A 22,058-nucleotide genomic window follows, 5' to 3' on the forward strand; every position below is an offset into this window, starting at 1 on the left:
GTAATTTATAGTGTAGCTTTATTTTTTAACATATTGAATACTTGTTCAACGTCTTTATCTCCACGACCTGAAATATTAATAATAATACTTTCGTCAGGCGATAGCGTTGGTGCTAATTTTATAGCATGTGCTACAGCATGCGAGCTCTCTAGTGCGGGGATAATTCCCTCCACTTTTGATAGTACTTGGAATGCTTCAAGCACTTCTTCATTTGATACAGTTACATATTCGCCGCGGCCAATTGTTTTTAAATAACTATGTTCAGGGCCAGCCCCAGGGTAGTCAAGACCAGCAGCAATTGAATATGTTGGTAATGGATTACCTTGTGCATCTTGCAATACTAAGCATTTAAAACCATGCAATTCACCTGGAGTACCTTCATTTAATGTTGCTGCTTTTTCTGGTTCAATACCGATTAAACGAACGCCTTCATCGGCGATATATTCTGCAAATGCACCGATTGCATTACTACCACCACCGACACATGCAAGAACTGCAGCAGGGAGCTTGCCTTCTTTTTCTAAAATTTGCTCACGACTTTCACGGCTAATCACTGATTGGAAATGTTTCACCATTGAAGGGAATGGATGTGGCCCTACCGCAGAGCCTAATAAATAGAAAGTTGTTTCATAGTTTTCTACTAAATCAGCAAATGCTTCGTCTACTGCATCTTTCAGACGACCTTGGCCTTTATCAACGGCAACAACTTTAGCACCTAATAACTCCATACGGAATACATTTAATGCTTGTCGCTTTGTATCTTCTAGTCCCATGTAAACTGTGCAATCCATGCCAAACATTGCGCAAGCAGTAGCTGTTGCAACGCCGTGTTGACCTGCGCCCGTCTCGGCGATAACACGATTTGCGCCCATACGTTTTGCAAGTAAAATTTGACCTAGTACATTATTGATTTTATGTGAACCAGTATGATTTAAATCTTCACGCTTTAAGTAAATTTTAGCGCCGCCAAGTTGCTTCGTTAAATTTTCTGCAAAATACAGTGGCGATTTTCGACCAATATATTCACGGAAATAATAGTCTAGTTCATTTTTAAACTCTTCATCATCTTTATATTTTTGGAAATTCTCATCTAAAATATTTAATACATTTTGAAGCTCTTCAGGAACGAAGCTACCTCCAAATTCACCGAAATATCCCTTTTGCTCTACTGCTGTACCCATCTTCACTCGACTCCTCTATTCTAAATTTTCCATAAAAAAAGGTCACTCCACTCCTCTATAAAAAGGACGAGTAACCGTGGTGCCACCTTTATTCGCAAAAATGCGCGCTTGTACTCCTGTAACGGGGAGTTAGTTCGACCTTTTAGAAGGCTGCTCCGAAGTCCATTCACAAGTTCATACTGCTGATTTACACCAACCATCAGCTCTCTAAAAGTACGATTTCTTGCTACTCCTCTTCTTCTACGCATTTATTATTGAAAAATTTTAATATATTTTCAGAATAGTGTCAAGAAAAAGAAAAAGGCTCTTTTTAGCCTTATTGGCAAGAGGATCAGTGCTCAAATTAAAAAAGACGAATCGAAAAGACTCGTCTATCTAAATCATATTTTTGAAATTTAGGCGCTTGTTGAGCATATACATAATCGGTGCACCGACTGCTAATACAACAAATTCACCCGCTGCGACAGTTAACCATGTCCACAGGAATGGTAATTCTAATGCTAAGTTCAGTTCGAAGGCGATGATAAACATTGTGCATGTAAATAAAAATGTGTTAATGATTAAACGCGCCCATATATTTTGGACAAATTTACAAATCACAATTAAAAGGCCAAGCGTAATCATTGTCTGCCCAACGCCAAACACTAAATCATAGGCACCGAGTGGTGAAAATAGATTGGAAATAAACACACCCATAATAATCCCAACGGCAAAGCGAGGGTTAAAGGCAACTAAATGATTAAAAATTTCCGATACGCGGAATTGCACCTCTGTAAAACCAAATGGTGCGACGAGCATTGTAACAGCAATATAGAGCGCGGCAATAATGCCACTTGCTGCTAAAAATTTCACTTTCATATTCATTTCTCCTTAGTTTTTTTTCGTGGGATGGTTACGAACCACGTAAAGCAAGTGCAATCATAGCAGTAATGGTGCGGGTTTGTAAATAGCTCTATGAAAAATAGATATAGCACGAATATTCGTAGTATTTCATCTTTTGTGTGGGATGTAAAAATTTCCTGTTTTTAAGGATAAAGAACGGATGTACCGACAGAAAAAATGTCGGTTGAAATGTCGGTACTGTTTTCGATAAAATTAAATTAACTCGAGTATATTTAAATTTGCTATAGCAACCATTTCAAATGACTTAATAAATTAAAGTTGAATTTGAAAAAGAAAAAGGGGTGCAAAGCATGATGAGGATACTTAAACTCACACTATTTCTTTTGATTTTTTTTCCATTAGTTGATTCGGATGTAAAGGCTAATGATGAAACTAATTCAAACATAATTAAAATATTAGATGGGAAAAATATGAGTGAGGAAGAGTTGGATGCAATCTTAAACTCAGGTGAAGAATTTACGATAGAACTAACTGATGAACAAGTAGCTGAACATTATGCAGAAATAAAAGGTGTTTCTTTAGACGAACCTTACCAGGCAATGTCAGATAGTCAATAGTAGTTGAATTATACAATGGTCACTTTTATTATACAGTGAATGGAAATTTTTATGAATCTACATCAACTACACATACAGGCACTGCTGGAGTCACTACAGTTTTTAGTGCTACTTATTCAGTTGCCTCAACTAGTAATTATTATGCATCGTTAACAATCTTAAGGACAAAACGGGATGTGTTAGGTTATTAGATAGGATAAAGTAAAATGATCTTATCCGTAACTGGAGGGATGTCGTTTGAAGAAAATTACATCTTTGCTTATCGGGGTTTTAATCTGTCTCGTCGGGTGCAACAATACAGCATTTGGCATTTATCAAGGGCGGGATTTAAAAATTGGGGTAATTGGGGCGATTCCAGAAGTAATGGAAGAAAATATAGATTTTCAAGATATTACTTTTGAGGAGTTGAAAAATAATACGGAATCCTTATCTAAAGAGCTAGATGCCATTATGATTATGAAAGAATTTTTACATGAAGCAGATGATGACCAATATGTAGCTGCTTATAGGTCGTTAAAAATTCCTACATTTTTTATGCAATCGACTAAAGTACATGTACCATTTGTCAATGAAGGTGTTCAGTATGATGATATTATCGATGTTGACCCTGCTAATTTCGCAACAGGGTTTCTCGATTTAGGAACAGATGAGAAAATTAAAGAACATACATGGAGATATAAGCTGGAAAAGAAACAGAATATTCAAGATGTTTACTCGCGAATTTTTGCTACTATTGAATCTGTAAGTAGTTAATTCAAATGGCGCAGTGAAGGCAAGACCCCTGCACTTAATGCAAGATGGGGACACCTCGCACGCTTGTTGCTTAGGTGTGCCCGCGGAAAGCACCGCCGAAGCGAACAACAATGGTGCAGCAAAAAAGTGTTAGATTGATTGTAGTCAATCTAACACTTTTTCTCTTTTTATGCTCTTCTCGATTTTTGGATTATGAAAGCAACCTTTAACTGTCGAAAAATTGCCATACAATTATTATTATATTACAAAAGAATTATAAATTAAGAAATGTAGTAGTTTAGCGGTTTAAAGCGACAAATTAAGTGAAAAAGTAAAATATTTTGTCAAATTTAAAAGTCAGAACATTCATAATGTTGTTGACGAATAGCGATAATAACGATAATATAGCGATACATTCATACTTTGCTCGAGTGAAGTGTGATAGATAATAGAGTATTAGTCGGGGGGATTATTTGTGAAGCGCAATATGAAACAGCTTTCGTTCCTATTATTTGGATTATTATTATTGCTTGCTGCTTGTGGTAGCGGTAGTTCTAGTTCATCAGATGCAAAAGGTGACGAAAAAAATAGTGCAAGTGAGAGCGGTAGTGTAGATCAAAAAACATATAAAATCGGGATTACTCAAATTGTTGAGCATCCATCTTTAAATGCTGCAACAGAAGGATTCAAAAAAGCGATTGAGGATTCAGGCTTAAAAGTGGAATATGATCCACAAATTGCACAAGGTGATAACAGCTTAAATACAACAATTGCCAATAACCTAGTAAGTGCAAACGTAGATTTAATTTTTGCTAACTCTACACCTTCTGCACAAGCAGCAGCTACGGCAACGGGTGATATTCCAATTATCTTTACTTCTGTGACAGATGCAGTGGGCGCGCAGTTAATTGATTCGATGGACAAACCAGGGAAAAATGTAACGGGAACAATTGATTTACATCCTGATACGATTTCTAAAACGGTAGCATTATTAAAAGAACTTGGCGCTAAAAACGTCGGTATGGTTTACAATGCTGGTGAGCAAAATTCAGTAGCACAAGTAAAAGAAGTGAAAAAAGTGATGGCTGAACAAGGTCTTGAAGTAAAAGAGGCTTCAGCTGCAACTTCAGCGGATGTTAAACAAGCGGCTGAATCGTTAATTGGTAAAGTAGAGGCTTTTTATATTATTACAGATAATACAGTTGTTTCTGCATTAGAATCTGTTATTGATGTAGCAAAAGCAAATAAATTACCACTTATTGTTGGTGAGCTTGATTCTGTAGAACGTGGTGGCTTAGCTGCATACGGCTTTGAGTACTATGATATCGGCTATGAAGCTGGTCAAATGGCTGTCAAAATCTTAAAAGGTGAAGCAACACCTGCTGATACACCAGCTCAATATCCACAAAACTTAAAATTAGTAGTGAACAAAAAAGTTGCTGATGAATTAGGGATTGAAATTAAAGATTCTTGGGGCGCAGAGCTTTTAGAAAAATAATGCATATGTCATGTTACATTTAAGCTGAAGCGGGGGAGAACTATCCCCGCTTTCTCTTCATTTTAACTTGTTAAAGCAGACAATCTTTGCATTTATCAATAAGAGATTTGAAGTTCCAAGTAAATTTTACAGATTTTAAGAGAAGCTTTTGAACAAGCTAGATAACACCTTGGCGCAATGACGCCTCGGTATAATTGATACGATAATTTTTAGGAGATGATTCAACAATGTTTACAGCAATATTTGGCTCAGTGGAGCAAGGAATCATCTATGCAATTATGGCACTCGGTGTTTACTTAACATTCCGTGTGTTAGATTTTCCGGACTTAACGGTTGATGGAAGCTTTGTAACAGGGGCGGCCACGGCAGCAACAATGATTCTGCTTGGCTACAACCCAATCTTAGCGACTTTAGTGGCAATTGTTGCTGGATTTATTGCAGGATGTATGACAGGAATTCTTCACACAAAGGGGAAGATCAATCCGCTATTATCAGGGATTTTAATGATGATTGCCTTGTATTCGCTTAACTTGCGCATCATGGGGTTAACTGCAGAAAATACGATAGGTCGTCCGAATATTCCATTATTAAACTCTGAAACATTGTTTTCAACGTTTCAAACATTTTGGAGTAATTTAGGTATCGATGCTGCATTAAATAACGTATTAAAAAGCATCGGCATTCAGCAAGTACCGTCAACTTGGGGTACGTTGATTGTAGTTTTACTCATCACGATTTTAATTAAATTTATTGCGGACTGGTTCTTAAAAACAGAAGTCGGGCTAGCTATTCGAGCAACAGGTGATAATAAACGTATGATTCGTAGTTTCTCTGCGAATACAGATACGCTTATTATTCTTGGTCTTGGTCTTTCGAATGCACTTGTCGCATTTTCTGGAGCTTTAATCGCACAATATTCGAAGTTTTCGGATGTTAGTATGGGGATCGGTATGATTGTTATCGGTCTTGCTTCGGTTATTATAGGGGAAGCCATCTTTGGTACAAAAACAATTATGCGTACTACATTGGCTGTAATCGCTGGTGCTATTATTTACCGCATTATTTTAGCGTTAGCATTGCGTGTCGATTTCCTTGATTCAGGAGATATGAAACTCATTACGGCTATTATTGTTATTTTAGCGCTTGTCGTACCACAGTTTGTCGATAAAAACAAAGAACGAAAGCGCAAAGCAAAACGGGCAGCAGAACGTTCACAAGTGAAAACGGTAGAGCAGGGAGGAAAAGGCCTTGCTTAAATTAGACGGCATTAATAAAATTTTTAATGAAGGTACACCCGATGAGAAAATTGCACTTGCTGAAATAAACTTACATTTAAAACCAGGCGATTTTGTTACAATTATCGGCAGTAATGGTGCGGGCAAATCTACGATGATGAATATGATTTCAGGTGCGTTAACACCAGATTTTGGTTCCGTATTAATCGATGGTAATAATGTCACGAGTTTGCCAGAATATAAAAGGTCTCATTTCATTGGTCGCGTGTTTCAGGACCCGATGGCGGGAACAGCACCGACTATGACGATTGAAGAAAACTTAGCACTTGCGTATTCAAGAAACAAAAGTCGTGGTCTACGTATAGGCGTAGATAAAAAACGCCGACAATTTTTTAAGGAATCATTAGAAATGCTAGGCTTAAACTTAGAAAGTCGCCTATCTGCAAAGGTTGGCTTGCTTTCGGGTGGTGAACGTCAGGCATTATCACTGTTAATGGCTACGTTTACGAAGCCATCGATTCTATTGCTAGATGAGCATACGGCAGCACTTGACCCTTCGCGTGCGGAGCTTATTACGCGTATTACGAAGCATTTAGTTGAAAAGGATAATCTTACAACACTAATGGTCACACACAACATGCAACAAGCATTGGATTTAGGAAACCGTCTTATTATGATGGATAAAGGTCAGATTATCTTGGAGGTCGGCGAGGATCGCAAACACGAACTGACAATTCCTGATTTAATGGCTGAATTCGAACGCATCCGCGGTGAAAAAATGAATTCTGACCGTGCATTGCTAGGCTAATGATTAAACGCCCACACATAGGTATGGGCGTTTTTATTGTGCTGGTGAAAATTCTGAATTGTTTGGGTGCCTGGCACATTTATTAATAAGGAATGATTTAATGAAAAAAATTTATTTTATCCTCTTGGTAGCAGTTGCTATGGTGATTGTCTTTGTTTTAAACAATAATGAAGATAAGCAGGATCAAGCTATTTACGTTGCGACAAATGGAAATGATGATAATGTTGGTACAAAATCAAAGCCATTTCGCACATTAAAAAAAGCGGCTTCAGAAGCAAACGCAGGTACTACCGTCCTCATACGAAAAGGAAATTATCATGAAAAACTTGTCGTAAAACATAGTGGCACCAAGTCAAAACCAATAACATTTAAAGCTTACAACAAGGAGAAGGTTGTTCTTAGTGGAAAGGACTTGAAGGATGTTGAAGAGGATGTAGCCTTAGTGGTGATAAATAATAAAAATTACGTGACCATCAGTGGACTAACTATCCAGGATTTATCTACTGATTTAGCAGGTGAAACAGTAATGGGGATTTATGTAACAGGTTCTAGTAGCCATATTACACTAGAAAATAATCATGTGTAGCGCATTGAAACCCATGCAGATGATGGGAATGGCCATGGAATTGCTATATACGGAACTGGCACAATGAAAGATATAAATATTTCAAATAATACGTTGGAAGACTTGAAACTAGGGGCAAGTGAATCTCTTGTTCTAAATGGCAATATTGACGTTTTTAAAGTAGAAAATAATATAGTTCGCCGTAGTGATAATATCGGGATTGACCTAATTGGTTATGAAGGCATTTCAAATGATAAAAAAGTGGACTTTGTACGGAATGGCATCATAAAGAATAATATAGTTTATGAAATATCCTCTTATGGCAATCCAGCTTATGGGAAGGATTATGCTGCTGGAGGAATTTATGTAGATGGTGGCAAAAATATAACCATTGAAAAGAATACCGTTTATAAAAGTGATATTGGAATAGAAGCAACCTCTGAGCATGCTAAAAAATACGCTGATAACATTAAAATAATAAACAATATTATTTATGAAAACTTTTACACTGGGCTATCGATTGGTGGGTATGATGAAAATCGGGGAGGTACGATTAATTCTACTATCTCTCAAAATATTCTTTATCGAAATGACACGAAGGGGCTAGATGGGGGACAGCTATTATTACAATATAATACAAAAAACAATGTGATAGAAAGAAATGTTTTAACCGCTGGACCATCACGGATTTTTATCTCCAACTATTTTACAGCCAATCAAAAAAATAAACTCCAAAAGAATGTATTCCATAAAGAAAAAGGAGAAACGGGTATTTGGATATGGAAAGAGAAAGAATATACATCTTTTCCTAAATTTCAAAAAGCCTCAAAAAGTGATGAGAAGTCTAGCTATATAGACCCGAAATATCAAAATGCAAACAAATATGATTTTAGGTTAAAAGAGGATTCTCTTGCAAAAAAAATTGTATATTGATTTTGTATTCTAGGACGCGTATTGTTCTTATTTGTTTTGTGGGTCTATGCTATTGTCAATAATTCTATGCTATGATCTAGGGAGCTTCGTTATGTCAGAATTCAGAATTGTTTGAGTGCCTGGCACTTATAAAAAATAGCGTACTAGAACTATTTCTAGTGCGCTATTTTCCTTTTAGTAGCCCTAAAAGACCTTACACGAGTAAGCCGAATAATTGGATGTCATTATTTACTTCTTTGTAGTTAAAACCAAACTCTTTCATACGTTTTAACAATCCCTCATAGTCATCGCGGTTGCCTAGCTCAATGCCCACTAAGGCAGGACCACTCTCTTTATTGTTTTTCTTCGTATATTCAAAAGTTGTAATATCATCATTTGGTCCAAGAACGCTTGTTAGGAATTGACGAAGTGCACCTGCACGTTGAGGGAAACTTACGATAAAGTAGTATAGTAATCCTTCGTGAATTAAAGATTTCTCTTTAATCTCTTGCATACGCCCGATATCGTTATTACCGCCACTAATAATAACTACAACCGATTTGCCTTTAATCTCTTCTTTATAACTATCAAGAGCAGCAACGGATAATGCGCCAGCGGGTTCAGCTATAATCGCGTGTTTATTGTACAAATCTAAGATGGTTGTACATACTTTTCCTTCGGGAACAAGTACGATATCGTCTAAATAACGGCGACAAACATCATAAGTGTGGTGACCGACACATTTTACGGCAGCACCGTCAACAAACTTGTCAATCCAATCAAGTGCCACTGCTCCACCCTCTGCAAATGCAGCCTTCATACTGCCTGCACCGGCTGGCTCTACACCGATAATTTTACTGTTTGGAGAAAGGTTTTTCACATAAGCTGAAACACCTGACATTAATCCACCGCCGCCAATACTACCGAATACATAGTCAATTGGTTCTTCCATGTCATTCATGATTTCAACAGCAACTGTGCCTTGTCCAGCGATGACGTCAAAATCGTCGAATGGGTGGATAAAAATTTTACCTTGTTCTTCGCAGTAGGCCATTGCACTTTCAGCAGCATCATCAAAAGTATCTCCTGCTAAAATAATTTCAGCGTAATCACGGCCAAACATACGCACTTGGTCGATTTTTTGTTTTGGGGTTGTTTGAGGCATAAAAATGCTCGCTTGAATTTTTAACTGTGCGCAGGCATAAGCAACACCTTGTGCATGGTTCCCAGCACTGGCACAGACAACGCCATTAATGCGTGCGTCTTCTTCAATTTTTTTAATTTTATAGTAAGCACCGCGAAGTTTAAATGAGCGAACATGCTGTAAATCCTCACGTTTGAAATAAATATTAGCACCATATTTCTCTGATAAATAATCGTTTTTCTGTAGTGGCGTATGCACGACTACATCTTTTAAAAAGTGATGTGCAATTAAGATATTCTCTACTTGCACTGTTTTAGTGTCAGCAACTTCCATAGTATTCATCCTCCGTTTTACGTATAAAACATTCATCTATGATAGCATATTTTTTTCGATTTTTGTTATAAATTTTTAGTAAATTCTAAATTTTCGGTGTCCATTTTCTTAGCTTATTTCATGGAAGTAGCATAATTTATGATGTTCGAGAAAATACGTCTATTGTTCGAGTTTTCTAGAAATTGAATTATCAAAAATTTTTTAAAAATGACAGAAGGAGAAACTTTCATAACGAAGAACGCCGAGCATATATTAGTTTAGGACAAGTAGGGGGTAAGCATTTGGACATTATTCATGGGATACTATCTACATATATGCAATTTTTCGATTGGGATATGTGGAAAAAAGTATTAGCAGATCCAGTATCGTGGGGATTAATTTCATCGCTCATTGTCATTGAGGGATTACTGTCGGCAGATAATGCACTCGTACTAGCGGTACTTGTCAAACATTTACCGGATAAGCAACGTAAACGGGCATTAATGTATGGTATGCTAGGGGCTTATTTTTTCCGTTTTTTATTTATCGGAATTGGCGTGTATTTAGTAGAGTTTTGGTTTATTAAAGTGTTGGGAGCGTTGTATTTAGGGTGGATTAGTATTGCGCATTTTTTACAACTCGGACAAGAGGACAGTGTCAAAGAAGTAAAAAAGTCTGGAATAATGGTGCGGATATTTGGTGTGTTTTGGGCTACTGTTATTTCTGTAGAGCTAATGGATATTGCGTTTTCGGTTGATTCCATTTTTGCTGCCTTTGCAATATCTGATCAGGTTTGGGTGTTATTAATAGGCGGCATGCTTGGTATATTAATGATGCGAACAATTGCAGGATTATTTTTAATTATTATCGAAAAAATTCCAGAGCTTGAGGCGACGGCATTTATCATAATTGGGATTATTGCGCTTAAAATGTTAGTGACTGTATTTGGTATATATGTACCGCATTATTTATTTTTTATTATTTTAGTCATTGCCTTTGGTTTGACGATGATTATCCATGTGTTTAATAAATTAAAAATAGCTAAATAAAAGCGGTTGTGCCTTAAAAGGTTACAACCGCTTTTTTGTATTATTTTACATAATTATCAGGGTTAACAATGTAGAACTTTTCAACATTCAGCCAGCTCTCGCTCATTGGCTCTCCGTCATCAATGCGTTTTTCTGTTTCTTGCATCATCCATCCAGTTTGAGAAGCATGAGCTTGTAAAGCCTTTACTTTATCCATCTTCATTTCGCGGATGTCAATTTGGACATGTGGTTCACCATTTTTAGCAATTGTATCGTTCGCAAAGGCGCAACCAAAAATTTGAGGTCGCGCTGCTTTAGGCATGCGACGCACAGCTTCTACAACAGCACGTGCTGTTGCTTCATGGTCAGGATGCACCGCGAAGCCAGGAAGGAAAGTAAAAATAAGCGAAGGCATTAACTCTTCAATTAAACCTTCTACAAGCTTGACCATTTTTTCGTCGTCTTCAAATTCAATGGTTTTATCGCGTAAGCCGAGCATACGTAAATCTTGAATGCCCATTGCGTCAGCAGCAGCGACAAGCTCCTTGCGGCGAATTTCTGGCAACGATTCACGCGTAGCAAATGGTGGATTTCCTAAATTACGACCCATTTCACCTAATGTTAAACAGGCATATGTAACAGGTGTATTCATCTTTTTCGTATAATAGGCAATCGTTCCAGCAACTGAAAAAGCCTCATCATCTGGGTGAGGGTAAACAATTAAAATATGACGTTGTGGTTGTAAATTCAAATAATCGTCCCCCTTAATAAGTAAATGGCGTTTCGCTAATTTCCAGTGCTATCGCCAATTTACCTGAATAGTCTAGTCCAGCCATTAACAAACGGCCTAAATCATCTAATTCATAATGTGTAATACCTTGAGCATAAACCCAACCATGTGCCATTTTTAAACCGACACGATGTGGAGAGTCATCCACTACTTTAGCCAGTTCGTAATTAATTTTTGCATTGCGAATAAAAGCCCCGGCATTAAAAAATTTTTCATCGTAGTGTGCTGCGTAAGAACCGTTTGTCGTCTCAAGATGAATATAAACGTCTTTGTTGGCGAAAGAATTCAATAATTCCTGCAACGTCTCTACTTGTACTTCTTGCATCTTAACACTCCTCTCGATTATTTCTTTATTAAGTATAGTCAAAAAAGGTCATAAAGGGAAATTGAATGCCCTTTTTATGACAAATTTATGTTAGGTTCATTTTTGGAATGTTTAGTAATTGGATAGATATAGGAATTGGAAATGCCTATAATTCCCTTGCCATTTCTTGAAGCAAAATTCTTGAAAAAGTTATTGCGATGTATCAATATATAGAGTGTGAAAGCAAATTTGTACAAAAAGTGTCGTTTTATTTTGTATGCGGTTTCACAATACGAAAAGATGTTGCATATTTGACTTCTCACACGTAGAGTGACAGTTTACCATGCAGAAGGGGAATATAAGCTAGACAAAAACGATTTCTATCTTGGTACAATAGATGACGTCCTTCTACATCTGGTATAGAGCTGTAGCGTGCAAAGAAGACATGAAAGCTCATTATCATAGTATAGTAAAAAAGCCACAATTCTCTTTTATGACGGAGAATTGTGGTTTTTTTGCAATAATGGGCATTAAAATCAGATTGCTCTTAAAGCTTCCTAAGGTTAAACGCGGAGCGTGCGGGAAGATATGTCTCTTTTAAAAACGATTAAGTTTCTTTTCAATGGATTCTAAACGATTATTAACATTTTGTAGTTGTTTACACATTTGTTTAAATTGTTGATTTTGATCTTGTGAATTGGAAGCGAGTAATTGCGCATCTTCCTCTTCCTCTTGTAACGCTAATATCGTTGCGAGGGTGGATAGTGAATACCCGAGGGTTAATACAATTGAAGCGATTACTTCCATTTTAGAAGATGTTATTTCTCCAGCTAACAAGCGTGATTCTTCAGTTGTCTCCTCAGATTTATGTTTTTTCATACGTCTCCCTCCCATATACAGCTAATATATGGCATGTGTTGTGCTACGGTATCTTGTCCGCTTTTATTATGTAAATGTAAAGTATTGTAATATTCAGATAATTTAATTGCTTTTTTTAGAAATATATTGCATTATAGTAGAAAAAAGTAATAGGGGGAATTGATGTGATAAAAGATTATAAGTTTTGTAAGGAATCAAGAGTTATGCGGACAAGTCGTGTTTTTCCGAATGATGTAAACAATCATAATACTCTTTTTGGTGGTCGTTTAATGAGCGATATTGATCAGGTCGCATCAATTTCCGCTGCTAAGCATAGTCGGAGAGATTGTGTCACCGCTTCCACCGATTCGGTCGATTTCTTACATCCGATTCGTCCTACAGATTCTGTCTATTTTGAGTCATATGTAACATGGACAGGGACGTCCTCGATGGAGGTGTTTGTGAAAGTCATCTCCGAAAATTTAAAAACAGGTGAGCGTAAAGTTGCAGCGACAGCTTTATTAACTTTTGTAGCACTAGATGAACAGAATCGACCTGCTGCAGTTCCACGCGTTATACCTGAAACAGTAGAGGAAACCAAATTGCACGAGACTGCTTCAGAAAGAGCAAAAGTACGTGCGGAGCGCAAAAAAGAAAGTAAGGCATTAGCTAGTTTTATCTCCATGAACGATCCATGGGATTATCGGCTCGAACTGATGGAAAATTACATGTAAATAGAGGTAAACCTCTAGTAAAAGCCTGTACCTCGCGGGTGTAAAAGCCCATAAATCGCCGATATGCTAGAAAAAACGTTGGTAAACCTCTCGGCAAGCGTCTACTGATTCACGCAAAAAAGTGTTAGATTGACTGCCATCAATCTAACACTTTTTCTTATTTATGATTTATTAAATTTCAGTTACAGTAACTGCTGGTGCACCAAATCGAGATTTAGCACCGTGCATAACTGGTCCTACATATTCATTTAACGCCCACCCATGTGCGATGGCAGTCGATACAAATTCTTTTGCTTCAATTACAGCTTCTTTGACAGATAGTCCATTGGCAAGATTAGCTGTCACAGAAGCAGCGAATGTACAGCCTGCGCCGTGGTTAAACGTAGAAGCGACTTTTTCTGATTCTAATAAGTAGAATGTTGCACCATCAAAAAATAAGTCTGTTGCTTTTTCAGTTGCTAATGCTTTTCCGCCTTTAATGACAACTGCTTTTGCACCTAGTTCATGAATTTTTTTGGCCGCTGTTTTCATCTCATCAATTGACTTTGGTGTACCTGTACCAGCTAATTGACCAGCTTCAAAAAGGTTTGGTGTTGTTACCGCAGCCAGTGGTAGCAAGTGTTGAATCATAGCATCTGTGTTGCCAGGGTTTAAAACCTCGTCATCCCCTTTGCATACCATAACAGGATCAATCACAACATTTGAAGTACCAGACTTGGCAATCGCCTCACCAGCAATTCGAATAATTTCTTCTGTTGAAAGCATCCCTGTTTTTACTGCATCAATGCCTGTTGATAATGCTGTATCAATTTGTTTTTGAAGAAGCTCTGTTGGCAATGGCGTTACATTATGTGTCCATCCATTTGGATCCATTGTCACAACTACTGTTAATGCCACCATACCGTATGTGCCATGTTCTTGGAAAGTTTTTAGGTCGGCTTGCATACCTGCGCCGCCAGATGTATCTGAACCTGCGATTGTTAAAGTTTTTTTAAGAGCCATGTGAAAGATCTCCTTCATGAAAGAATAGTTTAATCTACCGTTTAGTATAGTCTTAATCTGATTCTGTAAAAATAGTCAGAAATCAATATTTTTATAAGGTCAGTATTAATTGAAACTTGAATAACACGTTATTTTTTTGTACCGTTGTAAATAAAAGAAAGGGGCATTTCAATGAAAGAAGTATTCCCAAATGATTGGCAAACAATACTAGCAGAAGAATTAGAAAAACCATATTATCAACGTTTACGTCAATTTGTGGCCCATGAATATTCTACACAGACCATTTATCCACCAATGAATGATGTTATGAATGCATTTTATTGCACAGCTTATCGGGATGTAAAAGTGGTAATCTTAGGACAAGATCCGTACCATGGACCGAATCAAGCGCATGGTCTAAGCTTTTCTGTAAAGCCCAATGTCCCACATCCACCAAGCTTACGCAATATGCTACAGGAATTACAAGATGATATTGGTTGTCCAATACCACAGCATGGTACATTGACGAAATGGGCAGAGCAGGGTGTAATGCTCTTAAATACAGTGCTGACAGTAAGAGCAGGACAAGCTCACTCCCATAAGGAGCAAGGCTGGGAACAGTTTACGGATACGGTGATTGATAAACTGGCTGCACGACAAAAACCAATTATCTTCGTGCTATGGGGCAAGCCTGCGCAGCGCAAAAAGCAAATAATTCATCAGCACGCAACCCCACATGTCATCTTAGAAGCGCCACATCCGAGTCCATTAAGTGCATATAGAGGCTTTTTTGGTAGCAAACCGTATTCACAAGTCAATGCACAACTACTGGAGTGGGGAGAACAACCGATTGATTGGTGTTTAGTATAAAGTGGCACAAATCGTTTGCTTTATACACTAGAAAAATCATGGTACAGTTTATAATAGAAGAAAGAGGGGCACAGCGATGCAGGTAAATTGTTTTAAATGTCAATATTTTAAAGTAACGTGGGACCCGCAAACACCGCGTGCTTGTGTGGCATATGGCTTTAAAACGAAGCAAATGCCATCAGTTGTTGTTAAACAATCGTCTGGTATGAACTGCCTAAAATTCGTGCCAAAAGCAGAAGGTGAGAGAGCGCAATGATATCATATGAAGCTGTCATACAGCAGCTTGAAAAACAATTAGCTAGTGTAAAAAATGCAACGAATGAACAGCATATACGTGAAGCACTGACAGCTATTCGTGCATTATGCGATGTAGTGCTGGATTTACCTATAGAAACTTCCAATGTTCAGTCAAAACATCTACCGCAAATGTTAGCTACTGAACAAAAGCCGTCCAATTTATATACCGCAAAAATCCAACATGATGATGGCGCAAATGGTGATTCAATCTTTGATTTTTAATTAGTGGGCAACATTAGACTAAAAAATTGAGTAGTAGAGAAAAAGGTAGGGTAAATACGATGAAAAAATTTATTGTCACAGGTGCACTTCATGGCTTTTTAGCAGTGGCACTAGGTGCATTTGGTGCACATGCATTAAAAGATGTTGTAGATGAATATGGTCTTAGCATTTGGGAAACAGCTGTGCAATACCAAATGTTCCATGCTACAGGTCTGCTAGTCATCGGTCTTTTAATGAGCTCGAAATTGCTAGGTGAGGTAAAACAATTAAAGTTAGCAGGTATTTTCTTTAATTTAGGAATTGTTTTTTTTGCAGGAAGTTTATATGTGTTAGCAGTAAGTGGCATTAAAGTATTAGGGGCAATTACACCAATTGGTGGCGTGTTATTTTTAGCTGGTTGGGTGCTAATTATCGTTAGTGCGTTAAAACAAGCAAAATGAGAAATGAATTTTTCCTCTCAGGTATTTGTACAAAAAATATGTAACGAGGGTATGGCCCTAAACTTTAAAATAGTATGCTAGGTAAACTGGCATACTATTTTTTTATCAATAGAAAGTCTTTCCACAATAGAAACAGCATTTTGATTATATTAATTCCTATTGTTTTTGTAAGGATTTGTAGGGTACACTAGTATTACTAAAAAAGGAACGAAAGTAGAAAGTGAGGTTAATGGGTATATGGAAAAATTATTTGCGTTATTAGATGATGGCTATGAGGAAATGGTAGCAATTCGTCGTCATCTACATCAGTATCCGGAAATATCTTTTGAAGAAGTGGAAACACCTGCATACATAGCAGCTTTTCATAGAGCGTTAGGGCATGAAGTACGGGAACAAGTAGGCGGACGAGGCGTTGTGGCAACGTTACGCGGTGCAAAGACAGGACAAACCGTAGCGTTACGTGCTGATTTTGATGCATTAGCTATTCAAGAAGAAAATGATGTGCCTTATAAATCATTAATCGACGGTAAAATGCATGCATGTGGACATGACGGACATACAGCCACTTTACTTGGATTGGCTAAAGCGCTTAATGCAATGAAGGATGACCTGGTAGGTAATGTTGTGTTTATTCATCAACATGCGGAGGAAGTTGCACCAGGCGGGGCAAAGCCGATGATTGAAGATGGTTGCCTAGATGGGGTCGATGTGATCTTTGGGACACATTTATGGGCACCAACACCACTTGGGGATATTTTAGTAAGAGAGGGAGCTATAATGGCAGCCGCCGATAAAGCAGAAATTCTTATTCAAGGAAAAGGCGGCCATGGAGCAGAACCACACCATTCCATTGATGCAGTTGTACTAGCCTCTCAATTTGTTATCAATGCCCAGCAATTAGTCGCTCGACGAATAGATCCATTAAAATCAGCAGTTTTGACAATTGGACATTTTGAAGCCATTAATCCATTTAATGTTATTGCAGAACGAGTAGCATTAACAGGTACAGTACGGACATTTGAGGAACAGGTACGTACACAAATGGAACAAGAGCTTGAAGCGGTCTTAAAAGCTACTTGTCTTGCCTTCGGAGCAAGTTATGAATATCGTTATACAAGAGGGTATCCTCCTGTCTATAATCATGCAAATGAAACCCAGTTCGTTGCCCAGCTGGCGGCAAATATCCCAGGAGTAGAAAATGTCATTACGTGCCCGCCGTTTATGATTGGTGAGGACTTTGCCTATTATCTTGAACAAGTGCCTGGTACGTTTTTCTTTACAGGTGCTAAAAAGCCCGAATGGCAAACAGCCTATCCCCACCACCACGCCCGCTTTGATTTTGATGAACGTGCAATGCTTATTGCAGCAAAAACATTAGGAAAAGCGACTTTGCAATATTTACAAGAAAATGAATAGGTGCTGATAGCCGTTGTATCGGATAATACGTGCGCAGCAAAAAAGTGTTAGATTGATTGCGTCAATCTAACACTTTTTCTTTTTTTCCTTACCCCATTTCAGTTATGGATTTTGATTGAAATAAGACATTTCCTCATCGTATTCTGCGAAATCAAAGTAAATCATTGGGAATAAAAAACGATGATTCGATTTGATTTCTCGTAAAATAACGTGATCCCGACCAGCTGCTTCTACAACACCTCTTACAGTCTTGGTGTTTTTCCCTTGCTCAATAGCATGTTCGAAGGAAAAGTGGAAAGTACCAGGTTTTCCTCGATTCAAACGTAAGATGTTTTCAATATACGATTCCTCACGTCCAGGTGGCCGTCCGCTTGGAAGCGTCACTGGAGGAGGCGTCATTTGTTGCTGTGTTGTCGGTGTCCAATAGTAAGGCATCATAAGTATCAACCTTCTTTCATTTAAATTTGAGGGCAATCTTCTTCCGTTGGAGAGAAGAAGCAATGCGATTTGAACCGTCCCGTATTCCACTGTCCATACCATTGTGCAGGGCAGTTACCCTCAGGTCTGAAAAACCACAGAGAGCGAGTAGCTGGATGAAATCTTTCACCTTCAATAACCCTTTTTGCTAATCGAAGATCTTGTTCACGTGCCCGTTGATAAAAATAACTTTTTGTTGTTGCTTCAAACCCCCCTGGTCGTTGATAAACCATTTGCTCCAGTGTTCGAATATCACCAAAATCTAGACAATCTGCTCGTACACGATTGACGCCAACATTGCCGACCATCAGCATGCCTAATTCACCTTCGCCTTCAGCTTCTGCACGCATAAGCCTTGCAAGCAAAGCTGTCTGTGCATCATTCGTCTTTATTACAGCGATTTTCAAACCTCCTCGCAAACAGTATATGCATGAAGGTATTGTAGACATGTTCAATTTTGATAAGAAAGAAATTCACAAATCAAAATGATGAAGCATATATTAGTAATAACGGGGGAGTCCGTCAACAAAAGGTCGTTTTCGATAGTTACTAATGAGGTAAAGATAAAATAAACATTACATTAGGGGATTATGAGAGAGAAAATTACATGTGTATGAATACATGTGAGGTGACGAGAGATGGAGAAAGGTGTTTGGGTTGGAATTTTAATAAGTGCAGTGCTCGCATTTTTGCTTGGTAATATCTATGGTCAACCCCTCCATTGGTATCTTTTTATAATAATAATCTTGGTAGGTTTTTTCATTAATACGATTATTATAATTTTAAAAGTGAAGGATGAAGGCTCTTAAAGCTTTACGTAATGTACCATTCATAAGGTACTTCTTGTTGAATGTTCAACGAGGAGTACCTCATTACAATTAACAAGAAGATGTATATGCTCTCCCCACTTGAATAATGACCAAGTACAAGGGAAGTAATAAATTTTTTATTATTTTTTTGCGAAAAAATGTGAAAAAACTTATGATTTGCAAGTATATTGAAAATGCATTGTGACATACTAAAGTGAAACTGATTATTGTTTTTATAAAAAGGAGTAGTACAATGCGTATTTTCGGTATGTTTGTAGCCATTATCGCAAGTGCATTTATGGCTGTTGGAATTGCTGAGTATTATAATCAGCCATATGATTGGTATTTAGTATTTTTCATGATTCTTATTGGATTTTTTATTCATACCATTATTTTAATAGTAGAATCGGAATACAGTGAGGAAAATGAAGTATAAAAAATGCGAGCCCATTCGATATGGACTCGCGTTTTTTTATTTAACTGATAGGAAATTAACCAATTTTTCGTTATCAAGTAGGTTACCGACGAAAAATTCACCGAACTCACCGTAACGAGCAGAAACTTCGTCAAAACGCATTTCATAAACGAGTTTTTTGAACTGTAATACGTCATCTGCAAATAATGTAACGCCCCATTCGTGGTCATCAAAACCTACAGAACCAGTGATAATTTGTTTTACTTTACCAGCATAGCCGCGACCAATCATACCGTGAGAACGCATTAATGACTTACGCTCGTCCATTGATAGCATATACCAGTTATCATTCCCTTGGCGACGCTTGTCCATTGGGTAGAAGCAAACATACTTAGAACGAGGTAGTTCCGGGTATAGTCGTGCACGGACATGTGGATTTTGGTATGGGTCTTCATTTGATTCGCCAGCTAAGTAGTTTGAAAGCTCAACAACAGATACATAAGAATATGTAGGAATAGTAAAATCAGCAATAGCTAATTTATTAAATTCCGCTTCCAACTCTTGTAATTCATCCATTGTTTCGCGTAATGTCATAATCATAAAGTCGGCCTTTTGACCAACAATCGCGTAGAAAGCATGAGCACCTGTTTTAGCAACATCTGCTTCATTTAACTTTTCTAAATAAGCAATAAATTCTTCAACTGCTGCTTGACGTTCTTCTGCGGACACAAGTTTCCAAGAAGCCCAGTCAATTGAGCGGAAATCATGTAAAGCGTACCAACCGTCTAATGTAATTGCTGCTTCATTCATTATGCAAAGCACTCCTTTATAAGTGAAAATCATTCTTAATTTAGTTTATCATAGTTTGTACAAAATCCCTAAATTCATGATTGATTTTCACCAATTTGACACCATCTATGGATGATGTATGCTAAAGAGAAGAGATGATGGAAATAGAGGAGCTTTAAAATACATGAACAGTAATTTACAACAGCCCATTTGGCGTTTTTATGATCAATCTATTAGCTTGAAAAATAGCAGCCCCCTTGAATCATTTGCAACAGATGATACATTATGTCAATTGGTAGGACAGCACGTATCACCACCGACTATTCGTACATGGGTACATAATGCTTCGGTGGTACTTGGCATTCAAGATCATCGGTTACCTCATGTACAGCAAGGCATGAAGTTGCTTGAGAAGCGAGGCTATCATCCCATTGTTCGCAATTCAGGTGGTCTTGCTGTTGTGTTAGATGAAGGGATACTGAATCTATCAGTTGTTTTATCTGAACAAACAACAGCCATAGGCATTAATGATGGCTATGATGTCATGGTTGCGCTGATTAAAGCACTATTTCCTGAAGCTGCTGATAAAATCGAAGCCTATGAAATAGTCGGCTCCTATTGCCCAGGTTCCTATGATTTAAGTATTGAAGGCAAGAAATTTGCAGGTATTTCCCAAAGACGATTACGACAAGGTGTAGCAGTGCAAATTTATTTATGTATTGAAGGAAGCGGAGCGGAGCGTGCGGCACTAATTCGTGATTTTTACGCTGAAAGTTTACAAGGAGAGGTAACGAAATTTACGTATCCTCAAATACTACCAGATGTAATGGCTTCGTTAAGTGAATTAGTGGATGCCTCTTTGACAGTCAAAGACGTAGTAATTCGTTTACAGCAAATACTTCATACAATGGCTGAAGAAGTTCGGTTAGAGCCATTTCACGATGAAGAATTGCCATTATATGCATTTTATTTACAACGAGTATTAGAGCGAAATGCCAAAATGCTTGCGTTGAAGTAAATGTAATCATATTTTCTAGCAAAAAAAGGCGATGGTGCTAACTAAGCACATCGCCATTTTCTTTTTGATAGGTTGGACCGCTAACAACTAGATTTCCGTTTTTCTCCATTTTGAAAACAGGCGCAATACGTTCTTCCTCTTCATCTAACGTTACAAGGCGTCTAGCGCGGTTCATAATTTGTACAAACTGCTCATAGTCTTTGCGAATTGCACGGTTTTCTTCTTCTAGCTGCGCAATGGTTTTCTCTAGCTTTTTATTTTTCTCGGATGTTACGTGCACAAGTTGTCTCCATTTTGAAGACTCATTACCTATTTCACCAGAATGTTGTAAACGTAGTAAATATGCTATGACAATATCAAGAGATAGGGCAGATAAAGGAATTGACTTGCTATCTGTATCACTATTATTTATTGTAAACATACTTGTGGAACGACGTCTTGCTGGTGCACCCAACACTCGCATTCTCTCTTTTCTTTCTTTTTTTGCTTCAGCTAGTTGCTCCTCATAAGCTTTACGAACAACAGCATTCCAACGGAAACCACATGCAGCAGCCGTACGATTTAACGCATCACCAGCTTCTTCAAAAGCATTTAATTGTGTACTTCCTTCCGTTACGTGACGAATTACTGCCTCTGCTAGCAATTCATCATTTTCTTCTAACCAAGCATCTTGTCTTACTTTACTCATTATAAAATCCTCCCACCTTTATTTGGAATTTCTTTATTTATGTCTAGCATGACCAATCTTTTAACCTTTTATTCA

25 protein-coding genes, 1 pseudogene, 1 riboswitch and 1 other annotated feature are annotated in these 22,058 nt (G+C 37.7%); of the genes and pseudogenes, 15 read left to right on the forward strand and 11 right to left on the reverse strand.

Annotated features, from left to right (window positions below):
* Positions 1-5: 5 nt before the first annotated feature.
* The gene (gene trpB / locus MHH88_RS02495) at positions 6-1,181 is read right to left on the reverse strand and encodes a tryptophan synthase subunit beta (protein WP_339261402.1); all 1,176 of its coding nucleotides are present in this window, start codon (positions 1,179-1,181) and stop codon (positions 6-8) included.
* Between the two features lie 59 nt (positions 1,182-1,240).
* Positions 1,241-1,433, reverse strand: a binding site (T-box leader).
* A 123-nt stretch (positions 1,434-1,556) separates the two neighbouring features.
* Positions 1,557-2,039, reverse strand: a complete 483-nt coding sequence (locus MHH88_RS02500) for a QueT transporter family protein (RefSeq protein ID WP_069512881.1) — start codon at positions 2,037-2,039, stop codon at positions 1,557-1,559.
* 6 nt (positions 2,040-2,045) lie between these two features.
* Positions 2,046-2,090: riboswitch (PreQ1 riboswitch) on the reverse strand.
* 284 nt (positions 2,091-2,374) lie between these two features.
* Here MHH88_RS02500 and MHH88_RS02505 point away from each other — a divergent pair.
* The 6 genes and pseudogenes from MHH88_RS02505 to MHH88_RS02530 all read left to right on the forward strand — a co-directional run bounded on the left by MHH88_RS02505 (position 2,375) and on the right by MHH88_RS02530 (position 8,412).
* On the forward strand, positions 2,375-2,641 hold the full coding sequence (locus MHH88_RS02505; RefSeq protein WP_339261405.1) for a hypothetical protein: 267 nt from the start codon (positions 2,375-2,377) through the stop codon (positions 2,639-2,641).
* Positions 2,642-2,878: 237 nt separating this feature from the next.
* Complete coding sequence (locus MHH88_RS02510) at positions 2,879-3,394, forward strand: hypothetical protein (protein WP_339261407.1); 516 nt, start codon at positions 2,879-2,881, stop codon at positions 3,392-3,394.
* 454 nt (positions 3,395-3,848) lie between these two features.
* A complete protein-coding gene (locus MHH88_RS02515) occupies positions 3,849-4,871 on the forward strand; it encodes an ABC transporter substrate-binding protein (protein ID WP_339261409.1) in 1,023 nt (340 codons plus the stop codon).
* A 227-nt stretch (positions 4,872-5,098) separates the two neighbouring features.
* Positions 5,099-6,127: an ABC transporter permease gene (locus MHH88_RS02520; RefSeq protein WP_069512877.1), complete on the forward strand. Its 1,029-nt coding sequence runs from the start codon at positions 5,099-5,101 to the stop codon at positions 6,125-6,127.
* A complete protein-coding gene (locus MHH88_RS02525; RefSeq protein WP_024362822.1) occupies positions 6,120-6,914 on the forward strand; it encodes an ABC transporter ATP-binding protein in 795 nt (264 codons plus the stop codon). The genes MHH88_RS02520 and MHH88_RS02525 overlap by 8 nt, the downstream gene beginning before the upstream one ends.
* 100 nt (positions 6,915-7,014) lie before the next feature.
* Positions 7,015-8,412 (forward strand): annotated as a pseudogene (locus tag MHH88_RS02530) (right-handed parallel beta-helix repeat-containing protein).
* A 193-nt stretch (positions 8,413-8,605) separates the two neighbouring features.
* Here MHH88_RS02530 and ilvA read toward each other — a convergent pair.
* Positions 8,606-9,868: a threonine ammonia-lyase IlvA gene (gene ilvA / locus MHH88_RS02535; RefSeq protein WP_069512875.1), complete on the reverse strand. Its 1,263-nt coding sequence runs from the start codon at positions 9,866-9,868 to the stop codon at positions 8,606-8,608.
* A gap of 281 nt (positions 9,869-10,149) precedes the next feature.
* On the opposite strand from ilvA, the gene MHH88_RS02540 reads away from it, so the two are divergent.
* Positions 10,150-10,896 carry a TerC family protein gene (locus MHH88_RS02540; protein WP_025218555.1) on the forward strand — a complete coding sequence of 249 codons (747 nt, stop codon included), beginning with the start codon at positions 10,150-10,152 and terminating at the stop codon, positions 10,894-10,896.
* Positions 10,897-10,936: 40 nt separating this feature from the next.
* Here MHH88_RS02540 and bshB2 read toward each other — a convergent pair whose 3' ends face one another.
* The 3 genes from bshB2 to MHH88_RS02555 form a co-directional block, all read right to left on the reverse strand.
* A complete protein-coding gene (gene bshB2, locus MHH88_RS02545; RefSeq protein ID WP_069512873.1) occupies positions 10,937-11,626 on the reverse strand; it encodes a bacillithiol biosynthesis deacetylase BshB2 in 690 nt (229 codons plus the stop codon).
* Positions 11,627-11,639: 13 nt separating this feature from the next.
* Positions 11,640-11,990 (reverse strand): YojF family protein, encoded by a 351-nt coding sequence (locus tag MHH88_RS02550; RefSeq protein ID WP_024362827.1) that lies wholly within the window; start codon positions 11,988-11,990, stop codon positions 11,640-11,642.
* A gap of 576 nt (positions 11,991-12,566) precedes the next feature.
* Entirely contained in the window at positions 12,567-12,848 is a 282-nt protein-coding gene (locus MHH88_RS02555) for a hypothetical protein (RefSeq protein WP_024362828.1), read from the reverse strand.
* Between the two features lie 164 nt (positions 12,849-13,012).
* On the opposite strand from MHH88_RS02555, the gene MHH88_RS02560 reads away from it, so the two are divergent.
* Positions 13,013-13,561 (forward strand): acyl-CoA thioesterase, encoded by a 549-nt coding sequence (locus MHH88_RS02560; protein ID WP_024362829.1) that lies wholly within the window; start codon positions 13,013-13,015, stop codon positions 13,559-13,561.
* Between the two features lie 171 nt (positions 13,562-13,732).
* Here the strand turns inward: MHH88_RS02560 and thiD are convergent, their stop codons facing one another.
* On the reverse strand, positions 13,733-14,563 hold the full coding sequence (gene thiD, locus MHH88_RS02565) for a bifunctional hydroxymethylpyrimidine kinase/phosphomethylpyrimidine kinase (RefSeq protein ID WP_339261413.1): 831 nt from the start codon (positions 14,561-14,563) through the stop codon (positions 13,733-13,735).
* A 171-nt stretch (positions 14,564-14,734) separates the two neighbouring features.
* Here thiD and MHH88_RS02570 point away from each other — a divergent pair, with 171 nt between their 5' ends.
* From MHH88_RS02570 to MHH88_RS02590, 5 genes are all read left to right on the forward strand, one after another.
* Complete coding sequence (locus MHH88_RS02570) at positions 14,735-15,412, forward strand: uracil-DNA glycosylase (RefSeq protein ID WP_339261415.1); 678 nt, start codon at positions 14,735-14,737, stop codon at positions 15,410-15,412.
* Between the two features lie 76 nt (positions 15,413-15,488).
* Positions 15,489-15,668 carry a hypothetical protein gene (locus MHH88_RS02575; protein ID WP_024362832.1) on the forward strand — a complete coding sequence of 60 codons (180 nt, stop codon included), beginning with the start codon at positions 15,489-15,491 and terminating at the stop codon, positions 15,666-15,668.
* Positions 15,665-15,931 carry a YwdI family protein gene (locus tag MHH88_RS02580; RefSeq protein WP_069512870.1) on the forward strand — a complete coding sequence of 89 codons (267 nt, stop codon included), beginning with the start codon at positions 15,665-15,667 and terminating at the stop codon, positions 15,929-15,931. Before MHH88_RS02575 ends, MHH88_RS02580 begins: the two co-directional genes overlap by 4 nt.
* 59 nt (positions 15,932-15,990) lie before the next feature.
* Positions 15,991-16,371 (forward strand): DUF423 domain-containing protein, encoded by a 381-nt coding sequence (locus tag MHH88_RS02585; RefSeq protein WP_339261417.1) that lies wholly within the window; start codon positions 15,991-15,993, stop codon positions 16,369-16,371.
* A gap of 237 nt (positions 16,372-16,608) precedes the next feature.
* Positions 16,609-17,787: an amidohydrolase gene (locus MHH88_RS02590; protein WP_339261419.1), complete on the forward strand. Its 1,179-nt coding sequence runs from the start codon at positions 16,609-16,611 to the stop codon at positions 17,785-17,787.
* Between the two features lie 102 nt (positions 17,788-17,889).
* Here the strand turns inward: MHH88_RS02590 and gerQ are convergent, their stop codons facing one another.
* Both gerQ and MHH88_RS02600 read right to left on the reverse strand, forming a co-directional pair.
* A complete protein-coding gene (gerQ, locus tag MHH88_RS02595; protein ID WP_069512868.1) occupies positions 17,890-18,225 on the reverse strand; it encodes a spore coat protein GerQ in 336 nt (111 codons plus the stop codon).
* Positions 18,226-18,245: 20 nt separating this feature from the next.
* Positions 18,246-18,671 carry a cell wall hydrolase gene (locus tag MHH88_RS02600; RefSeq protein WP_081328013.1) on the reverse strand — a complete coding sequence of 142 codons (426 nt, stop codon included), beginning with the start codon at positions 18,669-18,671 and terminating at the stop codon, positions 18,246-18,248.
* 655 nt (positions 18,672-19,326) lie between these two features.
* Here MHH88_RS02600 and MHH88_RS02605 point away from each other — a divergent pair.
* Positions 19,327-19,509: a hypothetical protein gene (locus MHH88_RS02605; protein ID WP_339261422.1), complete on the forward strand. Its 183-nt coding sequence runs from the start codon at positions 19,327-19,329 to the stop codon at positions 19,507-19,509.
* Between the two features lie 36 nt (positions 19,510-19,545).
* Here MHH88_RS02605 and hemQ read toward each other — a convergent pair whose 3' ends face one another.
* The gene (hemQ, locus tag MHH88_RS02610; RefSeq protein WP_024362841.1) at positions 19,546-20,298 is read right to left on the reverse strand and encodes a hydrogen peroxide-dependent heme synthase; all 753 of its coding nucleotides are present in this window, start codon (positions 20,296-20,298) and stop codon (positions 19,546-19,548) included.
* Between the two features lie 163 nt (positions 20,299-20,461).
* Between hemQ and MHH88_RS02615 the strand changes: the two genes are divergently transcribed.
* Positions 20,462-21,295: a lipoate--protein ligase family protein gene (locus MHH88_RS02615; protein WP_339261424.1), complete on the forward strand. Its 834-nt coding sequence runs from the start codon at positions 20,462-20,464 to the stop codon at positions 21,293-21,295.
* A 37-nt stretch (positions 21,296-21,332) separates the two neighbouring features.
* Here the strand turns inward: MHH88_RS02615 and MHH88_RS02620 are convergent, their stop codons facing one another.
* On the reverse strand, positions 21,333-21,983 hold the full coding sequence (locus MHH88_RS02620; RefSeq protein WP_103977472.1) for an RsfA family transcriptional regulator: 651 nt from the start codon (positions 21,981-21,983) through the stop codon (positions 21,333-21,335).
* Positions 21,984-22,058: the final 75 nt, after the last annotated feature.

It is taken from the genome of Lysinibacillus sp. FSL K6-3209 (genome assembly GCF_037976175.1).
Classification (GTDB): Bacteria; Bacillota; Bacilli; order Bacillales_A; family Planococcaceae; genus Lysinibacillus; species Lysinibacillus sphaericus_D.